This window comes from Cellulomonas sp. P4_A2 (genome assembly GCF_056402515.1).
In genome coordinates, this window is the sequence record NZ_JBFUHG010000011.1 from 75,689 (window position 1) to 97,443 (window position 21,755).

The window sequence follows — 21,755 nt, forward strand, 5'->3', positions numbered from 1 at the left end:
GTGGCCACCGCACAGCTCACCCCCGAGGCCGCCTCGCTGCGCGAGGCCCTGACCCGGGTCGACGGCTCGCGCCGGCGCAAGGACCGGTTCATGCAGTGGCTGATCTACGGCGCGTTCGCGCTCGCGGTCATCCCGCTCATCTCGCTCGTCTGGAGCGTGCTCACCAACGGCCTCGGCCGGTTCGACCTCTACTTCCTGACGCACTCGATGCGGAACGTCTACGGCGGCATGGACGCGGGCGGCGTCTACCACGCGCTGCTCGGCACGATCCTCATCACGGCGCTGACCGTGATCATCTCGGTCCCGATCGGCATCATCACGTCGATCTACCTGGTCGAGTACGGGTCGGGCACCCTGGCTCGCGCGGTGACGTTCTTCGTCGACGTCATGACGGGCATCCCGTCGATCGTCGCCGGTCTGTTCGCCTTCGCGTTCTTCTACCTGGTGGTCGGGCCGCAGTCGATGAGCGGGCTCGTCGGAGCCGTCGCCCTGTCGGTGCTGATGATCCCCGTCGTGATCCGCTCGACCGAGGAGATGCTGCGGCTCGTCCCGAACGAGCTGCGCGAGGCGTCGTTCGCGCTCGGCGTGCCGAAGTGGCTGACGATCATCCGCGTCGTGCTCCGCACCGCCGTGGCAGGCATCACGACCGGCGTGATGATCGCGATCGCCCGCGTCATCGGTGAGACGGCCCCGCTGCTCATCACCGTGGGCGCGACCGACTCGATCAACCGCGACCCCTTCCACGGCAACATGATGACGCTGCCGGTGTACGTCTACCGGCAGTACGCGGCGGGCCTTGTGCCCTGCGCCCCCGGTGCCGAAGACTGCATCCCGACGATCAATTACGACCGGGCATGGAGCGCAGCACTCGTGCTGATCCTGTTCGTCATGCTGCTCAACCTTCTGGCGCGCGGCGTGAGCCGCTGGTTCGCGCCCAAGACCCGGGCCTGAGCCCCCACAAGGAGATCGACGACCATGGCACAGCGAATTGACGTCAAGGACCTCAACATCTACTACAGCGACTTCCTCGCCGTGGCCGGTGTGGAGATGTCCGTGGAGCCTCGCTCCGTGACCGCCTTCATCGGCCCGTCGGGCTGCGGGAAGTCCACCTTCCTGCGCACGCTCAACCGCATGCACGAGGTCATCCCGGGCGCCCACGTCCAGGGGTCCGTCGCGATGGACGGCATCGACCTCTACGGCGCCGACGTCGACCCCGTGGCGGTCCGCCGGCAGGTGGGCATGGTGTTCCAGCGCCCCAACCCGTTCCCGACGATGTCCATCGCCGACAACGTGCTCGCGGGCATCAAGCTGAACAACAAGCGCATCTCCAAGAGCGACGCCGCGGACGTGGTCGAGCGCTCGCTCAAGAGCGCCAACCTCTGGAACGAGGTCAAGGACCGTCTGAACCGGCCCGGCTCCGGCCTCTCGGGTGGGCAGCAGCAGCGTCTGTGCATCGCGCGCGCCATCGCGGTCAAGCCCCAGGTGCTGCTCATGGACGAGCCGTGCTCGGCGCTCGACCCGATCTCCACGCTCGCGATCGAGGACCTGATCTCCGAGCTGAAGAACGACTACACGATCGTCATCGTCACGCACAACATGCAGCAGGCCGCGCGGGTCTCCGACCGGACGGCGTTCTTCAACCTCAAGGCCACCGGGCAGCCCGGCCGCCTGGTCGAGATCGACGAGACGTCGACCATCTTCTCCTCGCCGCGCGAGCAGGCCACGGAGGACTACATCTCGGGCCGCTTCGGGTGACCTGACAGCGAGCACGACGCACGACGAAGGGGGCCGGTCCGCCATGGACCGGCCCCCTTCGTCGTGCGGGTCAGCTGTCGGACGGCACCGCGTCCGCGTACTCCGGCAGGGTGCCGTCGACGACGGGGACCTCGAGGTCGGCGCTGCCCGCGTCCTTCGTCGCGACGGTGACCGTCACGACCGCGCCGGGCGGCTCGGGGACCGACTCGAAGACGATCTCCTCGTCCGTGTCGGAGTTGCCGCCGGGGGCGCCGAGCAGGACGGTCTTGCCCGCGGGCACCTTGACGGTCTGGTCGTCGTCACCCAGCGAGATCGTCACCGTCTGGTCGTCGCCGCCCTTGTTCTGGAGCGCGCCGAGCAGGGCGCCCGGCTTGCCCTGGGCCTCGGACGCGATCAGGAAGTTGATCGCCTTGATGTCGCCGATGTGGCCGCCCGTGCCGTCGGAGGAGTTGTACTCCAGCTCCGTGGTCATCTGGTTCGTGGCCGAGCAGCCCGTGAGCGTCAGGGCGGCGGCCAGACCGGCGACGGCCAGGCCGGTCGCGGTGCGGAACCGGCGGGTGCGGGGGCGGGGCGAGGTCACGGTGACTCCTGGGTGGCGTCGGACTGCAGGCGGAGCAGCGTCCGCCGGGGTGAGCAGGTCTGTGGCGCAAGCGTAGCCCGGGACGAGGGCTGCGGGGCGCTGAGCCCGCGCTGTGAGTCGGCTCGACGACGAGCGCGTGACCTGCGGCGACGGGGTACTACGTCCGGTAAAGACCGGATTTCCGCGTGATAAGATACCCCTCTGCGAAAGGGGACACCTGCAGATGACTTTCACTGTTGGGGAGACCGTTGTCTACCCGCACCACGGTGCGGCATTGATCGAAGAGATCAAGACCAGGACCATCCGCGGAGAGGACAAGCTCTACCTCAAGCTCAAGGTCGCTCAGGGAGATCTCACCATCGAGGTCCCCGCTGAGAACGTCGACCTGGTGGGCGTTCGTGACGTCGTCGGGCAGGAAGGTCTGGACCGCGTGTTCGAGGTGCTCCGCGCCCCGTACACCGAAGAGCCGACCAACTGGTCCCGCCGCTACAAGGCAAACCTCGAGAAGCTCGCGTCGGGCGACGTCATCAAGGTGGCCGAGGTCGTCCGCGACCTGTCCCGCCGTGACGCCGACCGTGGCCTGTCCGCGGGCGAGAAGCGCATGCTCGCCAAGGCCCGCCAGATCCTCGTCTCGGAGCTCGCACTTGCCGAGCACACCGAGGAGGAGAAGGCCGAAGCGATCCTCGACGAGGTCCTGGCGTCCTGACGCCAGGTGACCGTCGCTGCTGTCCTGACTGCCGCCGGGAGCGGTAGCAGGTTGGGTCATCCCCTCCCGAAGGCACTGGTGCCGCTGGGGGGTCAGTCGCTCGTCGTGCACGCCGCCAGGAACCTCCTGGCGGCACGCGCGGCGGGCGATCAGCATGTCCGGGCGCTGGTGGTCACCGCGCCCGCTGAGCACGTGTCCGCGGTCCGCGAGGCCCTGACCGGGCTGGACGTGCAGGTCGTCGCCGGTGGGCCGACGCGGCAGGCGTCCGTGGCGGCCGGGCTGGCGGCGCTGACGTCCCTCGTCGACGGGCTGTCCGAGGAGTTCTCCGTGGTGCTCGTGCACGACGCCGCACGCCCCCTGGCGCCGCCGTCCCTGATCGCGCGCGTGATCGACGCGGTCCTCGACGGGCATGCCGCCGTCGTGCCCGGGCTGCCCGTCACCGACACGATCAAGCGGGTGTCGGCGGGCGGCTCGGTCGAGCCCGTGCTCGAGACCGTCCCGCGCGCCGACCTGCGGGCCGTGCAGACGCCGCAGGGGTTCTCGGCGGAGCTGCTGCGGCGGGCGCACGAGACGTTCGCTTCTGACGCCCTCGACGAGTCGACCGCCGCGTCCGACGACGCGGGTCTGGTCGAGCGTCTCGGGGAACGGGTCTGGGTCGTCGCCGGCGACGAGCGGGCCGCCAAGATCACCACGCCGCGCGATCTCGCCGTGGCGACGCTGCTGCTGGAGGACCGATGAGCGCCGCCCTGCCCCGCACCGGGATCGGGATCGACGTGCACGCCTACGCGGCCGACCCCGCCGAGGGTGCCGTGCTGCACCTCGCGGGGCTCGCGTGGCCCGGGGAGCGGCCGCTGGAGGGCCACTCCGACGCCGACGTCGCCGCGCACGCCTGCGCGGACGCGCTCCTGTCCGCCGCGGGTCTGGGGGACCTCGGGTCGAACTTCGGCACGTCCGAGCCGCAGTGGGCCGGCGCCGCCGGTGCCGTCCTCCTGGCCGAGGCGGCGTCGCGCGTGCGCGCCGCGGGGTTCGTCGTCGGGAACGTCGCCGTGCAGGTGATCGGGAACCGGCCGAAGATCGGTCAGCGCCGCGCCGAGGCCGAGGCGGCGCTCTCGGAGGCCGCCGGGGCGCCCGTGAGCGTGTCCGCCACGACGACCGACGGGCTCGGGCTGACCGGCCGCGGGGAGGGCGTCGCGGCGATCGCCACGGCGCTGGTGGTCGCGGCCGACTGATCCGCGCGGTTCGTCGTCGCGACGGACTCCTCCGCGTCGGCCGGCGGTGCGATCGGCTGGTCCGCGTCGTTCGTCGCGACGGCCTTGCGCCGGGACCGCGTGCTGCCCAGCAGGACGCCGCCCAGCACGAGGGCGCCCCAGGCCAGCTCGATGACGCTCGTGCGCTCACGCAGCAGGAACCACGAGGCGGCGATGCCGGCGACGGGGACGAGCATGGAGAACGGGGCGACGGTGCTGGACGGGTGCCGTCCCATCAGGCCGGTCCAGAGCATGCCGCCGCACAGGGTCGCGACGAGGACGGTGTAGGCCAGCCCGGCGAGCGCGAGCAGGCCCTGGGTGCTCGTCAGACCGGTGAACGAGTCGCCGATCGCGGCAGGCCCCTCGATGAGCAGCGACAGCGCCAGCATCGGCAGCGGCGGCACGACCGACATCCACAGCAGCAGACGAACGGGCTCGTGCGGGCTGGCCTGCATGGCCTTGCGGCTGCCCAGGTTGCCGATCGCCCAGCCCAGGCCGCCCGCGAGCGTGAGCAGCACCGGGACCAGCGTGGCGCCGCCGTTCAGGCCTGCCCGGTGCGCGGCGATGCCGCCCAGACCCGCCACGGCGAGCAGGATGCCGACACCCTGCCGGGCCGTCAGCCGCTCCCGCAGGAACGTCGCCGCCAGGACGACCGTGAACGGTGCCGACGACTGCAGCACCAGCGACGCGAGCCCCGTCGGCATCCCGTTGGCCATCGCCAGGTAGAGGAACACGAACTGCAGGACGCCGAACCCGGTCCCGTACAGCAGGATCCAGCGCCAGGGCGCCGACGGACGGGGGACCAGCAGCAGCGTCGGGACCGCGAGCAGGGCGAACCGGAACGCCACGAGGAAGAACGGCGGGAACTGCTGCAGCGACAGGTGGATGGCGGTGAAGTTCAGGCCCCAGAGCACGGCGACCAGTGCGGCGAGCAGGCGGTCCCGGGTGGTCATGCGACGAGTGTGTGTCCGGGCTTTTGTTCAGCGCCAGCGAAAGATATTTATCCGACGATGTAGCGTGCCTACATGGATGCTCGCGCGCTCGAGACGCTCCGCACCGTCGGGTCGCAGGGCGGCGTGACCGCCGCGGCGGCCGTCCTGCACCTCACGCCGTCCGCGGTGTCGCAGCAGGTGGCCGTGCTGCAGCGCGAGGCCGGGGTGCCCCTCACCGAGCGGGTCGGGCGCGGGCTCCGGCTGACCCCCGCGGGCGAGGCTCTGGCCGCGGCCGCCGTGGACGTCGCAGTGGCCCTGGAACGCGCTCAGGCGGCCTGTGACGCCTTCCGGGAGCGTCCCGAGGGCATCGTGAGGGTGTCGGCGTTCCAGAGCGGCGCAGAGCTGCTCCTGCCCGGGCTGCTGACCCGCGTGGGGCTGCTCGACGGCATCACGCTGGAGTGCACCGACGAGGACGTGGCCCAGGAGGACTTCGCGGCGCTCACCGACCGGATCGACATCGTCGTCGCCCACCGGCCCGAGGACGCGCCCGACTGGCCGGGCGTGCAGGTGGTGCCGTTGCTGCGCGAGCCGCTCGACGTCGCCGTGCCGCTCGACCACCCGCTCGCGTCGCGCGCATCCGTCCACCCGACCGACCTGGCCGACGCGTCGTGGATCTCGGTGCGCGTCGGCTTCCCGATCGCCTCGCTGGTCACCGAGGTCGCTGGCCGGGCCGGGACGGCGCCGCGCATCGTGCACCGGGTCAACGACTTCCACGTCGTCGAGGCGCTCGTCGGCGCCGGGCACGGCATCTCGCTCCTTCCGCGCTACACGTTCGGCGGAAGCAGGCGGATCCGGCTCGTCCCGCTGGAGGGCGTGCGGGCCGGCCGCCGGATCGACGCCCTCCTGCGTCGCGACCGCGCCGAGCGCCTCGTCGTCCGCCGCGTCCTGCACGAGCTCCGGTCCCTCGCCGCGCAGATCGCCCCGCCGGGCTGACCGACGTCGCGCGTGACGATGCACGAGTCCTGACCTGCGCACCCGCCCCGCGACCGTTCGGCAGCGGCGCGCGGACGCGTCGCGATCGGGGCCTGCGGCCGTTCGGGGTGTTCCGAGGGGGTGTCGCTCGTTCGGGGTCGCGTCCGGGTGACCGGTGGGTGAGGTCCGGGTCTGCAGGCTGGCGTCCGATTCGGACGAAAGGTACGTTCCTGCCGTGACCCAGACCGCCGACGCTCCCACCCAGCAGCTGCCCGTCGTGCGCGCGGCGGGCACCCCGGGCGGACAGCGGTTCGACGACCCCCGCGGGTTCGTCCCGCTCGACGTCCTCGAGGCCACGCGCGCGGGCCTGATGGGCCTCGACGACCACGCCCCACGCCAGCTCACGGGAACCGCGCCCCCGGTCCCGGTGCTGACCCGCACGGTCTGACCGGTCGGCACGGTACGGCGTCAGGGCAGCAGGACCAGCTTGCCGCTGGCGTGGCCGGTCATGCCCTCGGCGTGGGCCTTGGCGGCGTCCTCGAGCGCGTAGGTCTGCGCGACCCGCACGTCCAGGGACCCGTCGGACGCCAGCTCCGCCAGCTGCGCGCGGGCGGCCTCCCGGACGAGAGTCCCCGGGTCGGCGCCCGGGCCCCCACCCAGCGCCCGGATGCCCAGCTCGCCGGCCCGCCGGAACCCCGCGATCGTCGCGACGCGCTGCCGGTCCTCGACGACGGCGACGGAGGTGTCGAGCGCCTCGTCGGTGCCGACGGTATCGATCGCGACGGTGATCGGCCCGGTGGTCCGGACCGCGTCGTCCAGCCGGTCGAGCAGCCCGTCGCCGTAGGCCACCGGGATCGCGCCGAGCGCGCGCAGGTCGTCGTGGTGCCGCGTGGACGCGGTCGCGATCACCTGGGCGCCGCGCAGGACGGCCAGCTGCACGACCATCCGTCCGACGCCCCCGGACCCGCCGTGCACGAGGACGACGTCGCCGTCGTGGGTGCCGGTCGCGGACAGGGTGTGGACCGCGGTGGCCCCGGTGAGCAGGAGACCGGAGGCGGGAGCCCAGTCGAGGTTGGGCGGCCGGCGGACGGTCACCTGCTCCGAGACGACGATCCGGTCGGCGTAGCCGCCGTCGACGCGCCACGCGATGACCTCGTCGCCCGGCGAGAGCCACCGGACGGACGGACCGACGGCGCTCACGACGCCGGACACCTCGTAGCCGAGCCGCATCGGGAGCCGGCTGGGGTCGGCGCTGCCCCCGCCCGAGTACCGCTTCCAGTCGATCGCGTTGACGGCTGCGGCGCGGACGTCGATGAGGACGTTCCCGGGACCGGGTTCTGCGGTGTCCACCTCGACGACGCGGAGGACCTCGGGCCCGCCGAACGCTGTTGCGACGACGGCTCTGCTGCTGACTGCCACGGGCTCAGAGTGCACCCGTGCGCGGCCGTTGACCAGGGTGTGCGCCCTGTGAGGGCTTTACGCGCCGAAGAGGCGGGACAGGTACGGGTTGCTGAACACGCCGTCCGGGTCGGCCTGTTGCCGGACTCGCTGCGCGTCGGCGAACCGGGGGTACAGCTGGCTGAGGCGGTCGGCCTCGAGCCAGTGCATCTTGCCCCAGTGCGGACGGCCCCCGACGGCGGCGACGATCTGCTCGACCGCACGGAAGTACGTCTCGAACGGCAGGCGGATGTACTGGTGCACGGCGATGTAGGCGGTCTCGCGGCCGTGCGCCGTGGACAGCCACAGGTCGTCGGCGGCGGCGAACCGGATCTCGACGGGGAACGGGACGCGCTCGCCCGAGGCCTCGAGCCAGCGGTCGATCTCGGTCAGCACCGGGACGAGCTGGTCGCGGGGGATCGCGTACTCCATCTCGCGGAAGCGCACGCGGCGGGGGCTGACGAAGACCTCGGGCGCGGGGGCGACGAAGCGGCGCGAGCTCAGCGCGCGGGCGGACAGGCCGTTGATGCCGGCCGTCGTCCGCGGCGCGATCGTCGCGATCGCGTTGACCGCGGCGAACAGGCCGTTCGACATCAGCTCGTCCTCGATCCAGCCGCGGACCGGGTTCAGCGGCCGCTCGACCTCGTCGGGAACCCTGTTGTTGCGCTTGGTGAGGGTGCGGCGCGTGTGCGGGAACCAGTAGAACTCGAAGTGGTCGTTGCCCTCGACAAGTCCGTCAGGTCCGTCGAGGCGCTCGAGCACGCGGTCCAGGGGCCAGGGTTCCTCGACGGCCTCGAGCTTGAACGCGGGGACGACCTCGAGGGTGACCGCGGAGAGCACGCCGACGCTGCCCAGGCCGAGGCGGGCCAGCTCGAACAGCTCGGGGTTCTGCTCGGGGCAGGTCTCGAGAACCTCACCCTTGGCCGTGACGATGCGGGCGCCGACGACCTGCGTCGCGAGGCCCCCGAGACGGGCGCCGGTGCCGTGCGTGCCGGTCGAGATCGCGCCGGCGACCGACTGCTTGTCGATGTCGCCGAGGTTGCGCATGCCCAGGCCGCGGGCAGCCAGCTCGGCGTTCAGGGCGCCGAGGCGGATGCCCGCGCCGACCGTGACGTGTGTCGTGCCATCGATCTGGGCCGCGACACGCTCGAACGCGTTCAGCCGATCGAGGTGCAGGTGCATGCCGTCCGACGCGGCCACGGGGGTGAAAGAGTGCCCGGCGCCCACCGCCCGCACCTGCAGACCCTCGTCTGCCCCGCTCCGTACGGTTTCGACCAGTTCGTCCTGGTCAGCGGGGTAGACCACGCGCTGAGGGGTCGCCGACGCGGTGCGCGACCAGTTGCGCCACGCCACGGAGCCGGACGGGTGTCCCATGGAATAGAGGGTCCTATTGGTCAACTGTCCAAGTCAAGTGCGCCCGGTCCTTGACTATCGTCACGGTGGGTATTGAAACTGTGCACTGGGGAGGCGTCGGCCTCACCCGCCGGTGTTGCACCAACCGGTGGGGCCGCCGTTCGAGGGAGGGGACCTTCGTGAATCGTTTGCCTGTCGCTGAAAGACGTGAGCAGCTCATCGAGGCTGCACTCGCGGTCGCGAGCCGGGACGGCATCGACGCCGCCACCGTGCGGGCGGTCGCGGCCGAGGCCGGCGTGTCGTTGGGCGTCGTGCACTACTGCTTCCAGGACAAGGACGAGCTGCTGCGCGCGATGGCGCACGCCATCACGTCGGCCAACCTCCAGCGCAGCCTGGGCGAGCTCCCGCCGGAGGCCGGGGTCGCGGACATCATCGACGGCACCATCGACGCGCTCTGGGACGGCATCAAGGACTCGAGAGGCTCGCAGCTGCTGAGCTACGAGCTCACGACCTCCTCGCTGCGCCACCCGGAGCTCAACCAGGTCGCGATCGAGCAGTACCGGGGCCAGTGGGCCGCCGCGGAGCAGGTCCTGCGCGGCGTCGAGCAGGGAGCCGGCGTGACCTTCACGGTCCCGCTCGAGACCCTCGCTCGCACGGTCGTCGCGGTCGTCGACGGCTACTCGCTGGCCTGGCTGGTCGACGGCGACGAGGAGAAGGCCCGCGAGGGCATGCACGGCTTCGGCAAGTTCCTGCTCTCCATGACCGTCGCCAACCCCTCTGGCGACCTGGACGAGCTGCTGACGACCGGCGACGAGGCACTGCCCGCGTGAGCGCTGTCGTCCCGGCGGCGGCCGGACCGGACCGCCGGGCGCGCGTCGCCGTGTCCCTCGGCTTCGGCGCCCAGGGATTCGTCCTCCTCCTGATCCTGCTGAGCCTGGACTCGTTCAAGACGCGGTACGGCGTCGACGACGGCGCGATCACGCTCGCCGTGCTCGGCGTCCTGCTCGCCGCGGCCGCAGGAACCTTCGTCGCCGACACGGTGAGCCGGCGCGGGGGCAGCCGCGTCGCGCTCACCGCGGGTCTGGTCGGGATCGGCGTGATCGTGCCGATCATCGCGGTCGTGCCCACGTTCGCCCTGGTGGTCGTCGCGTTCGTCGTCTACGGGCTGTCGCTCGGCATGGTCGACGCCTCGCTCAACATGCAGGCCATCGCGGTGCAGCGCGCCTACGGCCGGCCGCTGACCTCGGGCTTCTACGCGTCGTGGTCCGCGGGAGCCGTCCTGGCGTCGTTCGCCGTCGCCGCGTCCGTGGCAGCGGACCTCCCGCTCGAGCCCGTGCACGTGCTGTTCCTGCTCGCCGCGCCGGTGGCCTGGGTCGCGGCGGCGCTGGCGATGCGCGACGGGGCACGGACGCAGGATGCGCCCCTGGCGGGCGCCGACGACCCGCCGCGGGCGCACGTGCCCTGGGGTCCGATGCTCGTGCTGGCCGTCGCCGTCGTCGCGTACTTCGCGGTCGACAACGCGACGCAGACCTGGGGAACCATCTACCTGCTCGACGCGCTCGACGCGGCCGACTGGGTCGCGCCGCTCGTCATCGCGCCGTACCTGGGCGCGACGCTCGCGTCCCGGCTCGTCGGCGACTCGGCCGTGCGGCGCTGGGGCCGCGTCCGCGTCGTCCGAGTCTCGTCGCTCGTCGGCGCCGCCGGTCTGCTCCTGGTCATCACGGCACCCGGGGTCGTGGCGGCGACGATCGGCTTCGCGGTCGCCGGCGCCGGGCTCGGCCTCATCGCGCCGCTGTGCTTCTCCGCGGCCGGCGCCCTCGCGCCCGACCACGCCGACGCCGTCATCGCCCGGCTCAACGTCTTCAACTACGTCGGGACGCTGCTCGGGGCCGTCATGGTCGGCGCGATCGGGAACGCCACGTCGTTCCGGATCGGCTTCCTCGTCCCCGTCGCGCTGGTCGTCACCGTGGCCGCCCTCGCGGGCCGGTTCGCGACGCCCGCCGCCCGACGCCCACCTACGCCTGAGGAGGTGCCCGCGTGAAGCTGGGCGACCGGCTCGACACCGCCACCCGAGGACTGCCCGCACCGCTGGCAGTCGTCGACCTCGATGCTCTCGACGCCAACGCGACCGACCTGGTGCGGCGCGCGGCCGGCACGCCCATCCGCGTCGCCAGCAAGTCCGTGCGCGTCCGGGCCGTGCTGCAGCGCGTGCTCGCCCGCGACGGCTTCGCGGGCGTCATGGCGTACTCGCTGCGGGAGGCGCTCTGGCTCGTCTCGCAGGGTGTCGACGACGTCCTGATGGGCTACCCGACCGTCGACACCGACGCCATGGACAAGCTCGCGGCCGACCCCGCCGCGGTCGCCGCCGTCACGCTCATGGTCGACGACCTCGCGCAGGTGGACCTCGCGGCCCGCTCGGCGTCCGCGCACGGCGTCACGATCCGGCTCTGCCTGGACGTCGACGCGTCGCTGCGCGTCAAGATCGGACCGCTGGCCGCGCACCTCGGCGTGCGTCGCTCGCCGGTGCACTCGGCGGCCGACGCCGGGGCGCTCGCCCGCGCGATCGCCGCTCGTCCGGGCGTCGACGTGGTCGGCGTCATGTTCTACGAGGCCCAGGTGGCCGGTCTGCCCGACTCCAGCGCGGCGGTCCGCGCGGTCAAGCGCCTGTCGATCGCGGACCTGGCCTCCCGCCGTGCCGCCGTCGTCGCCGCGGTGCAGGACGGCGTCGGGCACGAGCTCTCCCTGGTGAACAGCGGCGGCTCCGGCTCCGTCGCGAGCAGCGCCGCCGACCCGGCCGTCACCGAGGTCACGGCCGGCTCGGGCCTGTTCGTGCCCACCCTGTTCGACTCCTACCGGTCGTTCACGCCTCGCCCTGCCGCATTCTTCGGGCTCGACGTGGTCCGCATCCCCGCCGCGGGCTTCGCGACCGTGTTCGGTGGCGGCTACATCGCGTCCGGCCCGTCGACGAAGTCCCGCCAGCCGCGCCCGGTCTGGCCCGGCGGGCTGTCGCTGACCAGCCGCGAGGGCGCCGGCGAGGTGCAGACGCCGCTGCGCCTGTCCGGCGGTGCCGACCTGCGCGTCGGCGACCGCGTGTGGTTCCGGCACGCCAAGTCGGGCGAGGTCATGGAGCGCTTCGAGTCGGTGCACCTGGTCCGGGACACCACCATCGAGGCCACAGTCCCCACGTACCGCGGCGAGTCCCACACCTTCGGCTGACCGCCCCGGCCCGCACTCGTCGGGCCGACGACGAGCACGAACGCGGACGTCGGGGATCCCCGGCGGGCGCGGGGCGGGGCGCTGCGCCGGTAGCCTTGCCCGCGTGACCCTGCGCCTCTTCGACACCGCGACCCGGACGGTGCGTGACTTCGTACCGCTCGTTCCCGGCGAGGTGGGCGTGTACCTGTGTGGCGCGACCGTGCAGTCGGCGCCGCACATCGGCCACCTGCGGTCGGCCGTCGCGTTCGACGTGCTCGTCCGCTGGCTGCGCCGGTCGGGCAACAGGGTCACGCTCATCCGCAACGTCACCGACATCGACGACAAGATCCTCGCGAAGGCCGCCGACGCGGGCGAGGCGTGGTGGGCCTGGGCGATGCTCAACGAGCGCGCGTTCAGCGAGGCCTACGACGCCCTCGGGGTCCTGCCGCCCAGCTACGAGCCGCGGGCGACCGGGCACGTGCCCGCGATGATCGAGCTGATGGTGCGGCTCGTCGAGAAGGGCCATGCCTACACGACGAGCCCCGGCGACGTGTGGTTCGACGTCCGCAGCTACGGCGAGTACGGCGCGCTGACCAACCAGCGCGTGGACGACATGATCCCGGCGCCGGACGGCACGGTCGACGACGACGCCAAGCGCGACCCACGCGACTTCGCCCTCTGGAAGGCCGCGAAGCCGGGGGAGCCCGACACGGCGAGCTGGGACACCCCGTTCGGCCGCGGCCGGCCGGGCTGGCACCTGGAGTGCTCCGCCATGGCGCAGCGCTACCTGGGCGAGACGTTCGACATCCACGGCGGCGGCCTGGACCTGCGGTTCCCGCACCACGAGAACGAGCAGGCGCAGTCGCGCGCGGCCGGGTACGGGTTCGCGCGGTACTGGCTGCACAACGGCTGGGTCACGCAGGGCGGCGCCAAGATGAGCAAGTCGCTCGGCAACGGCCTGCTGGTCACCGCGGTGCTGGCCAAGGAGCGCGCGTCGGTCCTGCGGTACGCGATGACCGCCGTCCAGTACAGCTCCATGCTCGAGTGGTCCGACGACACCCTGCGCGAGGCCGAGGCGACGTGGGACCGGCTCGCGGGGTTCGTCGAGCGGGCCGCCGAGAAGGTCGGTGTGGCCGACGACGCCGAGGTGGCGTCCGCGAAGCTGCCCGACGACTTCGTCGCCGCGATGGACGACGACCTCAACGTCCCGGCCGCGCTCGCGGTCGTGCACGAGCACCTGCGCACCGGCAACTCCGCGCTCGCGCGCGGGGACGCCGCCGAGGCCCGCGAGTCGATGGTCGTGCTCCGCGCGATGCTCGACGTGCTCGGCCTCGACCCGGCCGGCGAGCACTGGCGTGCCACGACGGGCGACGAGCGCTACGTGCACGCCCTGGAGTCGGTGGTCGCCTCCGAGCTCGAGGCCCGCGCGCAGGCCCGCGCCGCCCGCGACTTCGCCACGTCCGACGCGATCCGGGACCGCCTCGCCGCGGCCGGGGTCGTCGTCGAGGACTCATCTTCCGGGGCGCGCTGGTCTCTGGCCGCGCGCACCGACGTCGACGGCTGACACCAGCCGGACCCCACACGCTTCAGAACAAAGGAACACAGCATGGCTGGCAACTCCTCCCGCCGCGGGGCCACCCGCAAGGCAGGATCCAAGAAGACCGCGAGCGCAGGCACCGGCGGCAAGAACCGCCGCTCGCTCGAGGGTCGCGGCCCGACGCCCAAGGCCGAGGACCGCGAGTACCACCCGGCGCACAAGGCGAAGATCGCGGCCGAGCGCCGCGCGGTCGCCGGGACGCGCGGGACCTCCGGGCGGCAGGCGGCGGGGGCGTCGCGCAGCGCGGCCGGCTCCAAGGGCGGGCGCAAGAGCTCGACCCACGAGATCGTGTCCGGCCGCAACAGCGTGGTCGAGGCGCTGCGCGCGGGCATCCCGGTGTCGACGGTGTACATCGCCTCGCGCCTGGAGGCCGACGACCGCACGCGCGAGATCATCGCCGCGGCCGGCAACTCGAACTACCCGCTGCTCGAGGTCAGCCGCTCCGAGCTCGACCGCCTGACCGACGGCTCCGTCCACCAGGGCGTCGCCATCCAGGTCCCCCCCTACGAGTACGCCGACGACGACGACCTGCTCGACGCGGCCGCGGAGTCGGACCGTGCGGCGCTGATCGTCGCGCTCGACGGCGTGACCGACCCGCGCAACCTCGGCGCGGTCCTGCGGTCCGCGGGCGCGTTCGGAGCGCACGGCGTGCTGGTGCCCGAGCGGCGTGCCGCCGGCGTCACCGCGTCCGCGTGGAAGGTCTCCGCCGGTGCCGCGGCACGCGTGCCGGTCGCCCGCGTGACCAACCTGGTGCGCACCCTGCAGGGGCTCAAGCAGGCCGGCGTGTTCGTCGTCGGGCTGGACGGCGGCGGCGACACCACGATCACCGAGCTGCCCTACGCGACCGACCCGCTCGTGCTCGTCGTCGGCTCCGAGGGCAACGGCCTGTCCCGCCTGGTGCGCGAGCAGTGCGACGCCATCGCCTCGATCCCGATCACGTCCGCGGTCGAGTCGCTCAACGCCGGCGTCGCCGCGGGTATCGCCCTCTACGAGGTCGCCCGCCAGCGCGCGGTCTGACGCCGCAGTCGGCGGCCGCACCGCCGCTGGCCCGCCGCGGACGTGCCGCACGGCCGCAGGCCCGCCGGAATCGCCGACGGCGCCCGAAATGCGCGACAGCGCCAGCCACACGGGGCGCCGTCGCAGGCCCGGGGCGCCGTCGGCGGGTGCGCTTCAGCGGGTGGCCGTCAGGCCGGCCGTGGCCAGGTGGGCGGCGAAGCGGTTGCGGTCGAGTGCGACGTCCCAGGTCCAGCGGACCATCCTCGCGCCGCCCGCGCGTAGTCGATCCTCCCGGAGCTTCTCGGCCCAGAGCCGCTCCTCGAGTGCTCGGCGGTCCTCGACGCCGTCGACGCGGTACTTGATCCGCCCGTCGAACTCTCCGATCAGGCGCAGGTGGCGCCACCAGAAGTCCACCCGTCCGACGGGACCTCGAACGTCCTTCAGCGGCTGCTGAAGAGTCGGGAGCGGGATGCCGATCTCGATCATCCGGCCGCGGCTCAGGGACTCGCCCGCCGACTCGGCCAACCCCGACGCGTGCTCGAGGACCCGCCGCGCCGCTCGAGCTCCGCGCCTGGTGCCGAGCTCGTCGAGCGCTGCCGCGAGATCGGCGTGGGTGGTGAGCTGGTGGTGCAGGGCGTGGTCGGCGGCAGCGAGACCGGTCACGAACGTGGAGGTCCGCGCGAGGTCGACGACCGTCCTGGCCGGCCCGGTGACCAGCAGCCCGTCGACCTGGACGGCGGGCACCTCGTTCGTCGAGTCGCGGCGGACGACTCCCGGCTTCGACCGTCCGCCACCGCGTCGCTGGGTCGCGACCTCGATCGACGACGGCCAGGCGCCGACCCGCGGGAGGCCCCAGACTGCCGCCGCCGACGCGTGCGAGAACACCGCGCCGGGCATCTCCTGGGCCGCCGCGCGGACGCGAAGGAGATGCCGCTCGCCCGGTGCCGCCGACCGCCAGCGGGCTGCGCCGACGTAGCAGCCGCGGCGGACCCTGACGACGACGTCATGGGCGACCTCGTGCGCGAGCCGACCGTGGGTGAGCCCTACGGCCAGGGCGTCCTGTGTCGTGAACACCCCACGACCGACCAACCCGTCCAGCTCGTCCGCTCGGTCCACCGCACGAGCCTGTCACCGCGCTCGGATGCGTATCGCGTCGCGTCCACAGGGCGCGCTGACGGCGCCCGGTAGACGCGACGGCGCCACACGCACGGGGCGCCGTCGCGTCCCGCGGGCGCCGTCGGCGGCTCCGACCCGCCTCGGAGGGCAGGTGGCGGGCGGTGGCCCGGTCAGCCCAGGAGCGGGTCGTCGATGCGGGGGATCATGCCTGTCTCGGGGATCTCGCCCGCCTGCACGCCGAGGATCGCCTGCTCGTCGGGACGGTTGGGCAGGATGTCCTTGAGGTAGCTCTTCACGGCCTTCTTCATGGACACGTCGTGGCCGGCCTGCTCGGACAGGTACCACCGGTGGTCGAGCAGCTCGTGGTAGATCTGCGCGGGCTCGAGCTTGCCGCGCAGGTCGCGGGGGACGGCGCGGACGGCGGGCTCGAACACGTCGGTGAGCCAGTCGTGGGCGACGAACGACTCGTCCTCGCGCTGCCGGTCGGTGGCGGCCCTGTACTCGTCGAGGTCGTTCAGGAGCCGGCGGGCCTGGTTCTCCTGCACGTCCAGGCCGGTGAGGCGCATCAGGCGGCGGGAGTGGTGCCCGGCGTCGACGACCTTCGGCTGGATGACCACGCGCGTGCCGTCGACGTCGGTGGTGATGTCGAGCTCGCCGACGTCGAAGCCCAGGTCGTTGAGGCGGTCGATGCGGGCCTGCACGCGCCAGCGGTCGCCGTAGCCGAACGTCTCGGGCTCGGTCAGGGCACGCCACAGCTCCTCGTACCGCTCGGCGAGGGCGTCCCCGATGGCGACGGCGTCGACGTCCTCCTCGAGGAACTCGCCCGCCTGCAGGTCCATGAGCTCACCGATGATGTTCACGCGGGCGATCTCGAGGTCGTACCCGCGCTGGCCGTCGGTGAGGCGGTCGTGCAGGTCGCCCGTCTCGGCGTCGACGAGGTACGCGGCGAAGGTCTCGGCGTCTCGTCGGAACAGGGTGTTGGACAGCGACACGTCACCCCAGTAGAAGCCGACCAGGTGCAGCCGGACCAGGAGCACCGCGAGGGCGTCGATCAGGCGCGTGGCCGTGTCGGGCTGCAGGACCTGGCTGAACAGCGCGCGGTAGGGCAGCGAGAACGAGAGGTGCTGCGTGATGAGGCAGGCCTCGAGGCGTTCGCCGGAGGCGTCCGAGCGGCCGGTGATCACGCCCACGGGCTCGACGCCGGGGACGTCCAGGCGCCGCAGCTGGCGCAGCAGCTCGTACTCGCGGTACGCGACGGTCTCGCCGATCTCCTTGACGGCGATGACCCGCCCGGACATCTTCACGAACCGCACGATGTGCCGCGAGATGCCGCGGGGGAGGGCGGCCAGCGTCTCGGCGGGCCAGTCCTCGAGCGGGAGGTGCCAGGGAAGGTCGAGCAGCGCCGGGTCCGGCGAGGCCGCGGTGATCTGCAGCGCGTTCATGACGACCATTCTCCCAGCAGGTGCCAACACCAAAGGGACGGCCCCGGCGAGTGCCAGGACCGCCCCTCGGCGATCAGACGATCAGATGGCGATGCGCTCGCCCGAGCCGGCGTGGAACAGGTGGGACTCGCCCGCGCGGATCGCGATGTAGATGGTCTCGCCCTTGGCGGGCACCTGGCGCGGGTCGACGCGCACGATGACCTGGGCGTCGCCGGCACCGGAGTGCACGTCGGCGGCGTGGCCGAACTCGTTGGTCAGCGAGCCGTAGACGAACGCGTCGGAGCCGAGCTCCTCGACGATGTTCACGATGACCGGGATGCCGCCGGGGGTGCCGGAGGGCACGACGTCCACGGACTCGGGGCGGAAGCCGACGGTGATGTGGTTCTTGTCGTCCTCGGTCAGCTGGCCGATGGCGTCACGGGGGATCGGAACGGCGGTCCGGCCCAGGTTGGCGTTGCCGTCGAGCACCGGGAACGTGCCGATGTTCATGGCCGGCGAGCCGATGAAGCCGGCGACGAAGACGTTGGCCGGGGTGTCGTACATGTCGCGCGGCGTGCCGACCTGCTGCAGGAGGCCGTCCTTGAGGACCGCGATGCGGTCGCCCATGGTCAGGGCCTCGGTCTGGTCGTGCGTGACGTAGACGGTGGTGACACCGAGACGACGCTGCAGCGACGCGATCTGCGTACGGGTCTGGACGCGGAGCTTGGCGTCGAGGTTCGAGAGCGGCTCGTCCATGAGGAACACCTGGGGCGAACGCACGATGGCGCGGCCCATGGCGACACGCTGACGCTGGCCACCGGAGAGGGCCTTCGGCTTGCGGTCGAGGTACTGCGACAGGTCGAGGATCTTGGCAGCCTCCTCGACGCGCTGGCGGATGTCCGCCTTCGGGGTGCCGGCGATCTTGAGCGCGAAGCCCATGTTGTCCGCCACCGTCATGTGCGGGTACAGCGCGTAGTTCTGGAACACCATCGCGATGTCGCGGTCCTTCGGCTGGACGTCCGTGACGTCGCGGTCGCCGATGAGGATGCGGCCGGAGTTGACGTCCTCGAGGCCCGCGAGCATGCGGAGCGAGGTGGACTTACCACAGCCGGAGGGGCCGACGAGGACGAGGAACTCGCCGTCCTCGATGTGCAGGTCGAGCGCGTCGACCGCGGGGCGCTCGGTCCCCGGGTAGATCCGGGAAGCCTTGTCGAAAGTGACCGTTGCCATGACTGATCAATCCCTTCACCGGCAGGTACGTGCCGGACGATCCGTTGTGAAGAGTGTCAAAGGTGTCCTCGATGACACGGGCCGGATGCAGGGTGTACATCGGCGACCCGCGGTCATCTTGCCACACCACGCCGGAACCACCGCAATCGGGCGTGACGTGCACCACACGTGCGGGTGGCTCTCACACCACCTTCACCCGAGTGCCAGGCCGGAGCCGTCGCGGAACGTGAGCAGCAGCCGCCCGCCGTGCTCCTCCGCGTCGTCGAGGGTGGCGTAGCCGCCGCCCAGCAGCGAGCGGACGTCGGCGGTGCCGGCCGTCCGTCCGTCGACGAGGTCGAGAGTGCGCAGCTGGAGGTCGTCGGTGAGGACGACGACGTGCAGGGGGTCGGCGCCCAGGTAGACGGGCGTCGCGTCGACGTGGGCGCGCCAGCGCTCGTCGCCGGACCGTGCGTCGCGGGAGACCACCGAGGTGGAGCCTGCCGTCACCACAGCGCCGTCGAGCACCATCAATGGGCCCGTGGTCCCTTCGGCCCGCCACAGCTCCCGGCCGGTCGTCGCGTCGCGCGCGACCACGACGGAGCCGCCCTGACCGTTGCGCAGCAGGACGACGTTGCGCGCGCTCCCGTCGTCGACCGCGAGGTCGGCCTGCGAGCCGTCCACGGCGACGTGCTTGCCGCGATCGGTGACCAGCACGCCCGCCGGGTGGGCCAGGCTCTGGAACGGCGTCCAGGCGAGGGTGTCGGAGCGCCCGAGCTCGGTCCAGCCCTTGGGTCCGACCGAGTGCGGGGTCAGCGGCTCCCCGTCGGGCGACCACAGCCACGCGTGCCCGTCGCCGGCGAGCAGGACCCGGTCGGCGTCGGCGCTCAGCGTGGTCTCGCTGTCGATCGTGGTGCTGCCGATGCGCAGGGGCTCCGAGGCCGCGACCGACGGCGTGCTGTCGCTCCAGACGCGCGCGCCGGTGCCCGGGTCGGTGGCGCGGACGTCCCAGTGGGTGTGGGTGCTGTCGTCGGCGACCGGGCGCGCGACCACCACGAGGCCGTCGCTGGCGGCCCAGAGCGTCCCGGCGGGCAGGATCCGACGGGAGATCACCGAGCCGTCGTTGGGGTCGAGGACCATGAGCGGCGTGCCGACGACCTGCCCCGGGCCGGCGAGGTCCGCGCCGCAGACCGCGCGTTCGGCCGGGAGGGTCGCGCACCGCACCCAGACGGACGGGAACGTGCCGCGGGCCTCCGGCGGCAGCGCGTCGTCGATCGGGAACGGCGTGGACCACAGGTGTGCGCCGGTGTCCGGGTCGATGCCGCGCAGCTCGACGGCGCCCTGGCGGTAGCGGGTGCCGATCGTCCACCGGCCGGCGGTGTCGTCGGCCACGAGGGTCACCGCGTCGGCGGGCGTCCAGCCCCAGAGCGTGGAGACGTGCTCGGGGAGCGCCTGCAGGACGCCGGGCACGCTGGCCAGGTACGCCAGCCGGTCGCGCGCGCGGACGTCGAACAGCGTCTGCGCGCCGACCAGGGCGAGCACGGCGAGCACGGCCGCGACGGCCAGCCAGGGTGCGCGCCGCCGGATCCAGTCGCGCCGGGCGCCGACGACGTCCGAGGTCGTGACGGGCTCGCCCTCGTCGATCTCGAGGACCTGTCGGTGGCCGCCGAGATGGAGGCGCTGGCTCTCGCTCATGGCGGCGACGTCATCCCAGGACGGCGACCGCGCCGTCGGTCATCCACACGAACAGCCGGGGGTCGCGGCCGGTCGACTGGAACCCCTGCGGGACCAGCGTCGAGCGACCGTCGGTGACGGCGTCGTGCAGGTCCGCCGTCCACGCGAGCTGCCCGTCCGCGAGCGAGTACGCCTCCAGGGTGATCCGCAGGCCGGGCACCAGCAGGTACCGGCCGTCGGTCGAGAGCTGGGAGGGTCCGACGTCGAGCTTGGTGGTCCAGCGCACCTCGCCGGTCCGGGCGTCGACGGCGCTGAGGTCGCTGAACGCCAGCACGTACACGACGCCGTCGAGCAGCAGCGCGGTGGTGACGGCGTCGTCCTTGTGCCACAAGGTCTGTCCGGTCTTGGCGTCGCGCCCGCTGATACCGAGAACCCCGGACGGGCCGTCGCCGACCGTCAGCACCACACCGGGCGCGGAGCCGTCGTCGACGGGGAGCCAGGCCGCGGTCTGGTCCATCGGGACCTCGGTCCCGTCGGCGAGCAGCAGCTTCCCGGAGTACCGGTTGCTCGACGAATAGGTGCTCAGCACGTACGCCCCGGCCCGAGCGCCCTGGAGCCACGAGCCGGACTCGAGCGGGACGTCGCGAACGAGCGTGCCGTCGTCGTCGAGGATCCACGCGTCGGTGTCGACGCTGAGCACCACCTGGTCGCCGAACGTCGACATGTAGGCACCGCCCGACGCGTTCGCCGCCGACGGCCCGTCCTCGCGGCCCAGGACGTCGACCGGGGGCGTCGTCCAGGTCCACTGCTGCGTGCCGTCGCGGGCGTCCGCGGCCACCACCTTCCACCGGACCGAGCTGGCGTCGTCGCGGGCCGGCTCGCCCGCGTCGTCGACCCGCGTCGCGACCACGATCGCGTCCTTCGTGAACGTCACGCCCGACGTCCCGGCGATCGAGCGCGTGGACAGCACGTGCCCGTCGGAGGGGTCGAGCACCCAGATCGTGGTGTCGGGCAGGCCGACGACGTTCTCGCCGTACTGCTGCGACAGGCAGGCGGCCAGCGGTCCGTCGTCGCGGGGGATCTCGCTGCAGCTGACCCACGTGCTCGGCTGCGTGCCGTCCGGCTGCGGGTTCGGGACGGGCAGCGACACCGGGGTGGTCCACCGGGTCTCGCCCGTGTCCGGGTCGAGGGCGACGACGCGCACGCCGCCGTCGTCGTCCGTGGCGCCGCCCACCATCAGACCGTGCACCATCGACCCGCCCTGCATGACGGTGCCGAGCTCGGGCGGGGCCCGCCAGATCACGCCGATGTCGGGACCGGTGGGCGGGATGACGCCGGGGACGTCGGCGAGCGCGGCGATCCGGCTGCGCTCGCGGGCGTCGAGGACGGACTGCGCGCCGACGAGGCCCAGGACGGCCACGACGGCGACGGGTACCAGCCAGAGCGCGTGCCGACGAGGCCACGAACGCGGCCCCGGAGCCGAGCCGTCGGAGGGCGCTGCCGTGACGTGGACGTCGATCTCGTCGACGAGCTCGACCTCGCGCATCCGGCCGGTCATGGGGCGGACG

General features: G+C 72.7%; 20 protein-coding genes and 1 pseudogene. 12 read left to right on the plus strand and 9 right to left on the minus strand.

Annotation, left to right across the window (positions count from 1 at the left end; all coding sequences use genetic code 11):
• Positions 1–951, plus strand: coding sequence for a phosphate ABC transporter permease PstA (gene pstA / locus AC1DUE_RS12330; protein ID WP_477039716.1), 951 nt, complete (start codon positions 1–3; stop codon positions 949–951).
• A gap of 24 nt (positions 952–975) precedes the next feature.
• Positions 976–1,755: a phosphate ABC transporter ATP-binding protein PstB gene (gene pstB, locus AC1DUE_RS12335; RefSeq protein ID WP_477039717.1), complete on the plus strand. Its 780-nt coding sequence runs from the start codon at positions 976–978 to the stop codon at positions 1,753–1,755.
• Between the two features lie 70 nt (positions 1,756–1,825).
• Here the strand turns inward: pstB and AC1DUE_RS12340 are convergent, their stop codons facing one another.
• Positions 1,826–2,335 (minus strand): hypothetical protein, encoded by a 510-nt coding sequence (locus AC1DUE_RS12340; RefSeq protein WP_477039718.1) that lies wholly within the window; start codon positions 2,333–2,335, stop codon positions 1,826–1,828.
• 223 nt (positions 2,336–2,558) lie between these two features.
• Here AC1DUE_RS12340 and AC1DUE_RS12345 point away from each other — a divergent pair, with 223 nt between their 5' ends.
• From AC1DUE_RS12345 to AC1DUE_RS12355, 3 genes and pseudogenes are all read left to right on the plus strand, one after another.
• Positions 2,559–3,041, plus strand: coding sequence for a CarD family transcriptional regulator (locus AC1DUE_RS12345; protein ID WP_028046210.1), 483 nt, complete (start codon positions 2,559–2,561; stop codon positions 3,039–3,041).
• 6 nt (positions 3,042–3,047) lie between these two features.
• Positions 3,048–3,779, plus strand: coding sequence for a 2-C-methyl-D-erythritol 4-phosphate cytidylyltransferase (gene ispD, locus AC1DUE_RS12350; protein WP_477039719.1), 732 nt, complete (start codon positions 3,048–3,050; stop codon positions 3,777–3,779).
• Positions 3,776–4,198: pseudogene (locus AC1DUE_RS12355) on the plus strand (2-C-methyl-D-erythritol 2,4-cyclodiphosphate synthase); the annotation flags it as partial. The gene ispD and the pseudogene AC1DUE_RS12355, both read left to right, overlap by 4 nt.
• Here the strand turns inward: AC1DUE_RS12355 and AC1DUE_RS12360 are convergent.
• Complete coding sequence (locus tag AC1DUE_RS12360; protein WP_477039720.1) at positions 4,120–5,241, minus strand: EamA family transporter; 1,122 nt, start codon at positions 5,239–5,241, stop codon at positions 4,120–4,122. The pseudogene AC1DUE_RS12355 and the gene AC1DUE_RS12360 sit on opposite strands and share 79 nt — an antisense overlap.
• Before the next feature lie 72 nt (positions 5,242–5,313).
• Between AC1DUE_RS12360 and AC1DUE_RS12365 the strand changes: the two genes are divergently transcribed.
• Complete coding sequence (locus tag AC1DUE_RS12365) at positions 5,314–6,213, plus strand: LysR family transcriptional regulator (protein WP_477039721.1); 900 nt, start codon at positions 5,314–5,316, stop codon at positions 6,211–6,213.
• Positions 6,214–6,427: 214 nt separating this feature from the next.
• Positions 6,428–6,640 carry a hypothetical protein gene (locus AC1DUE_RS12370; RefSeq protein ID WP_477039722.1) on the plus strand — a complete coding sequence of 71 codons (213 nt, stop codon included), beginning with the start codon at positions 6,428–6,430 and terminating at the stop codon, positions 6,638–6,640.
• A 20-nt stretch (positions 6,641–6,660) separates the two neighbouring features.
• Here the strand turns inward: AC1DUE_RS12370 and AC1DUE_RS12375 are convergent, their stop codons facing one another.
• Together AC1DUE_RS12375 and AC1DUE_RS12380 are read right to left on the minus strand one after the other, a co-directional pair.
• Positions 6,661–7,611: an NADP-dependent oxidoreductase gene (locus tag AC1DUE_RS12375; RefSeq protein ID WP_477039723.1), complete on the minus strand. Its 951-nt coding sequence runs from the start codon at positions 7,609–7,611 to the stop codon at positions 6,661–6,663.
• A 57-nt stretch (positions 7,612–7,668) separates the two neighbouring features.
• Positions 7,669–9,003: a D-arabinono-1,4-lactone oxidase gene (locus tag AC1DUE_RS12380; RefSeq protein WP_477039724.1), complete on the minus strand. Its 1,335-nt coding sequence runs from the start codon at positions 9,001–9,003 to the stop codon at positions 7,669–7,671.
• Positions 9,004–9,161: 158 nt separating this feature from the next.
• On the opposite strand from AC1DUE_RS12380, the gene AC1DUE_RS12385 reads away from it, so the two are divergent.
• The 5 genes from AC1DUE_RS12385 to rlmB all read left to right on the plus strand — a co-directional run bounded on the left by AC1DUE_RS12385 (position 9,162) and on the right by rlmB (position 14,791).
• Positions 9,162–9,812, plus strand: coding sequence for a TetR/AcrR family transcriptional regulator (locus AC1DUE_RS12385; RefSeq protein ID WP_477039725.1), 651 nt, complete (start codon positions 9,162–9,164; stop codon positions 9,810–9,812).
• Positions 9,809–11,023: an MFS transporter gene (locus AC1DUE_RS12390; RefSeq protein WP_477039726.1), complete on the plus strand. Its 1,215-nt coding sequence runs from the start codon at positions 9,809–9,811 to the stop codon at positions 11,021–11,023. The genes AC1DUE_RS12385 and AC1DUE_RS12390 overlap by 4 nt, the downstream gene beginning before the upstream one ends.
• On the plus strand, positions 11,020–12,198 hold the full coding sequence (locus tag AC1DUE_RS12395; RefSeq protein WP_477039727.1) for an alanine racemase: 1,179 nt from the start codon (positions 11,020–11,022) through the stop codon (positions 12,196–12,198). The genes AC1DUE_RS12390 and AC1DUE_RS12395 overlap by 4 nt, the downstream gene beginning before the upstream one ends.
• 103 nt (positions 12,199–12,301) lie before the next feature.
• Positions 12,302–13,741 (plus strand): cysteine--tRNA ligase, encoded by a 1,440-nt coding sequence (cysS, locus tag AC1DUE_RS12400; RefSeq protein ID WP_477039728.1) that lies wholly within the window; start codon positions 12,302–12,304, stop codon positions 13,739–13,741.
• A gap of 42 nt (positions 13,742–13,783) precedes the next feature.
• A complete protein-coding gene (rlmB, locus tag AC1DUE_RS12405) occupies positions 13,784–14,791 on the plus strand; it encodes a 23S rRNA (guanosine(2251)-2'-O)-methyltransferase RlmB (RefSeq protein ID WP_477039729.1) in 1,008 nt (335 codons plus the stop codon).
• Positions 14,792–14,944: 153 nt separating this feature from the next.
• On the opposite strand, the gene AC1DUE_RS12410 is transcribed toward rlmB, so the two are convergent.
• The 5 genes from AC1DUE_RS12410 to AC1DUE_RS12430 form a co-directional block, all read right to left on the minus strand.
• Positions 14,945–15,886, minus strand: a complete 942-nt coding sequence (locus AC1DUE_RS12410; protein WP_477039730.1) for a type IV toxin-antitoxin system AbiEi family antitoxin domain-containing protein — start codon at positions 15,884–15,886, stop codon at positions 14,945–14,947.
• A gap of 170 nt (positions 15,887–16,056) precedes the next feature.
• Positions 16,057–17,328 (minus strand): DUF4032 domain-containing protein, encoded by a 1,272-nt coding sequence (locus AC1DUE_RS12415; protein ID WP_477039731.1) that lies wholly within the window; start codon positions 17,326–17,328, stop codon positions 16,057–16,059.
• Positions 17,329–17,409: 81 nt separating this feature from the next.
• Positions 17,410–18,537 carry an ABC transporter ATP-binding protein gene (locus AC1DUE_RS12420; protein ID WP_477039732.1) on the minus strand — a complete coding sequence of 376 codons (1,128 nt, stop codon included), beginning with the start codon at positions 18,535–18,537 and terminating at the stop codon, positions 17,410–17,412.
• Positions 18,538–18,729: 192 nt separating this feature from the next.
• Positions 18,730–20,208 (minus strand): outer membrane protein assembly factor BamB family protein, encoded by a 1,479-nt coding sequence (locus AC1DUE_RS12425; protein WP_477039733.1) that lies wholly within the window; start codon positions 20,206–20,208, stop codon positions 18,730–18,732.
• 10 nt (positions 20,209–20,218) lie between these two features.
• Entirely contained in the window at positions 20,219–21,745 is a 1,527-nt protein-coding gene (locus AC1DUE_RS12430; protein ID WP_477039734.1) for an outer membrane protein assembly factor BamB family protein, read from the minus strand.
• Positions 21,746–21,755 lie beyond the last annotated feature (10 nt).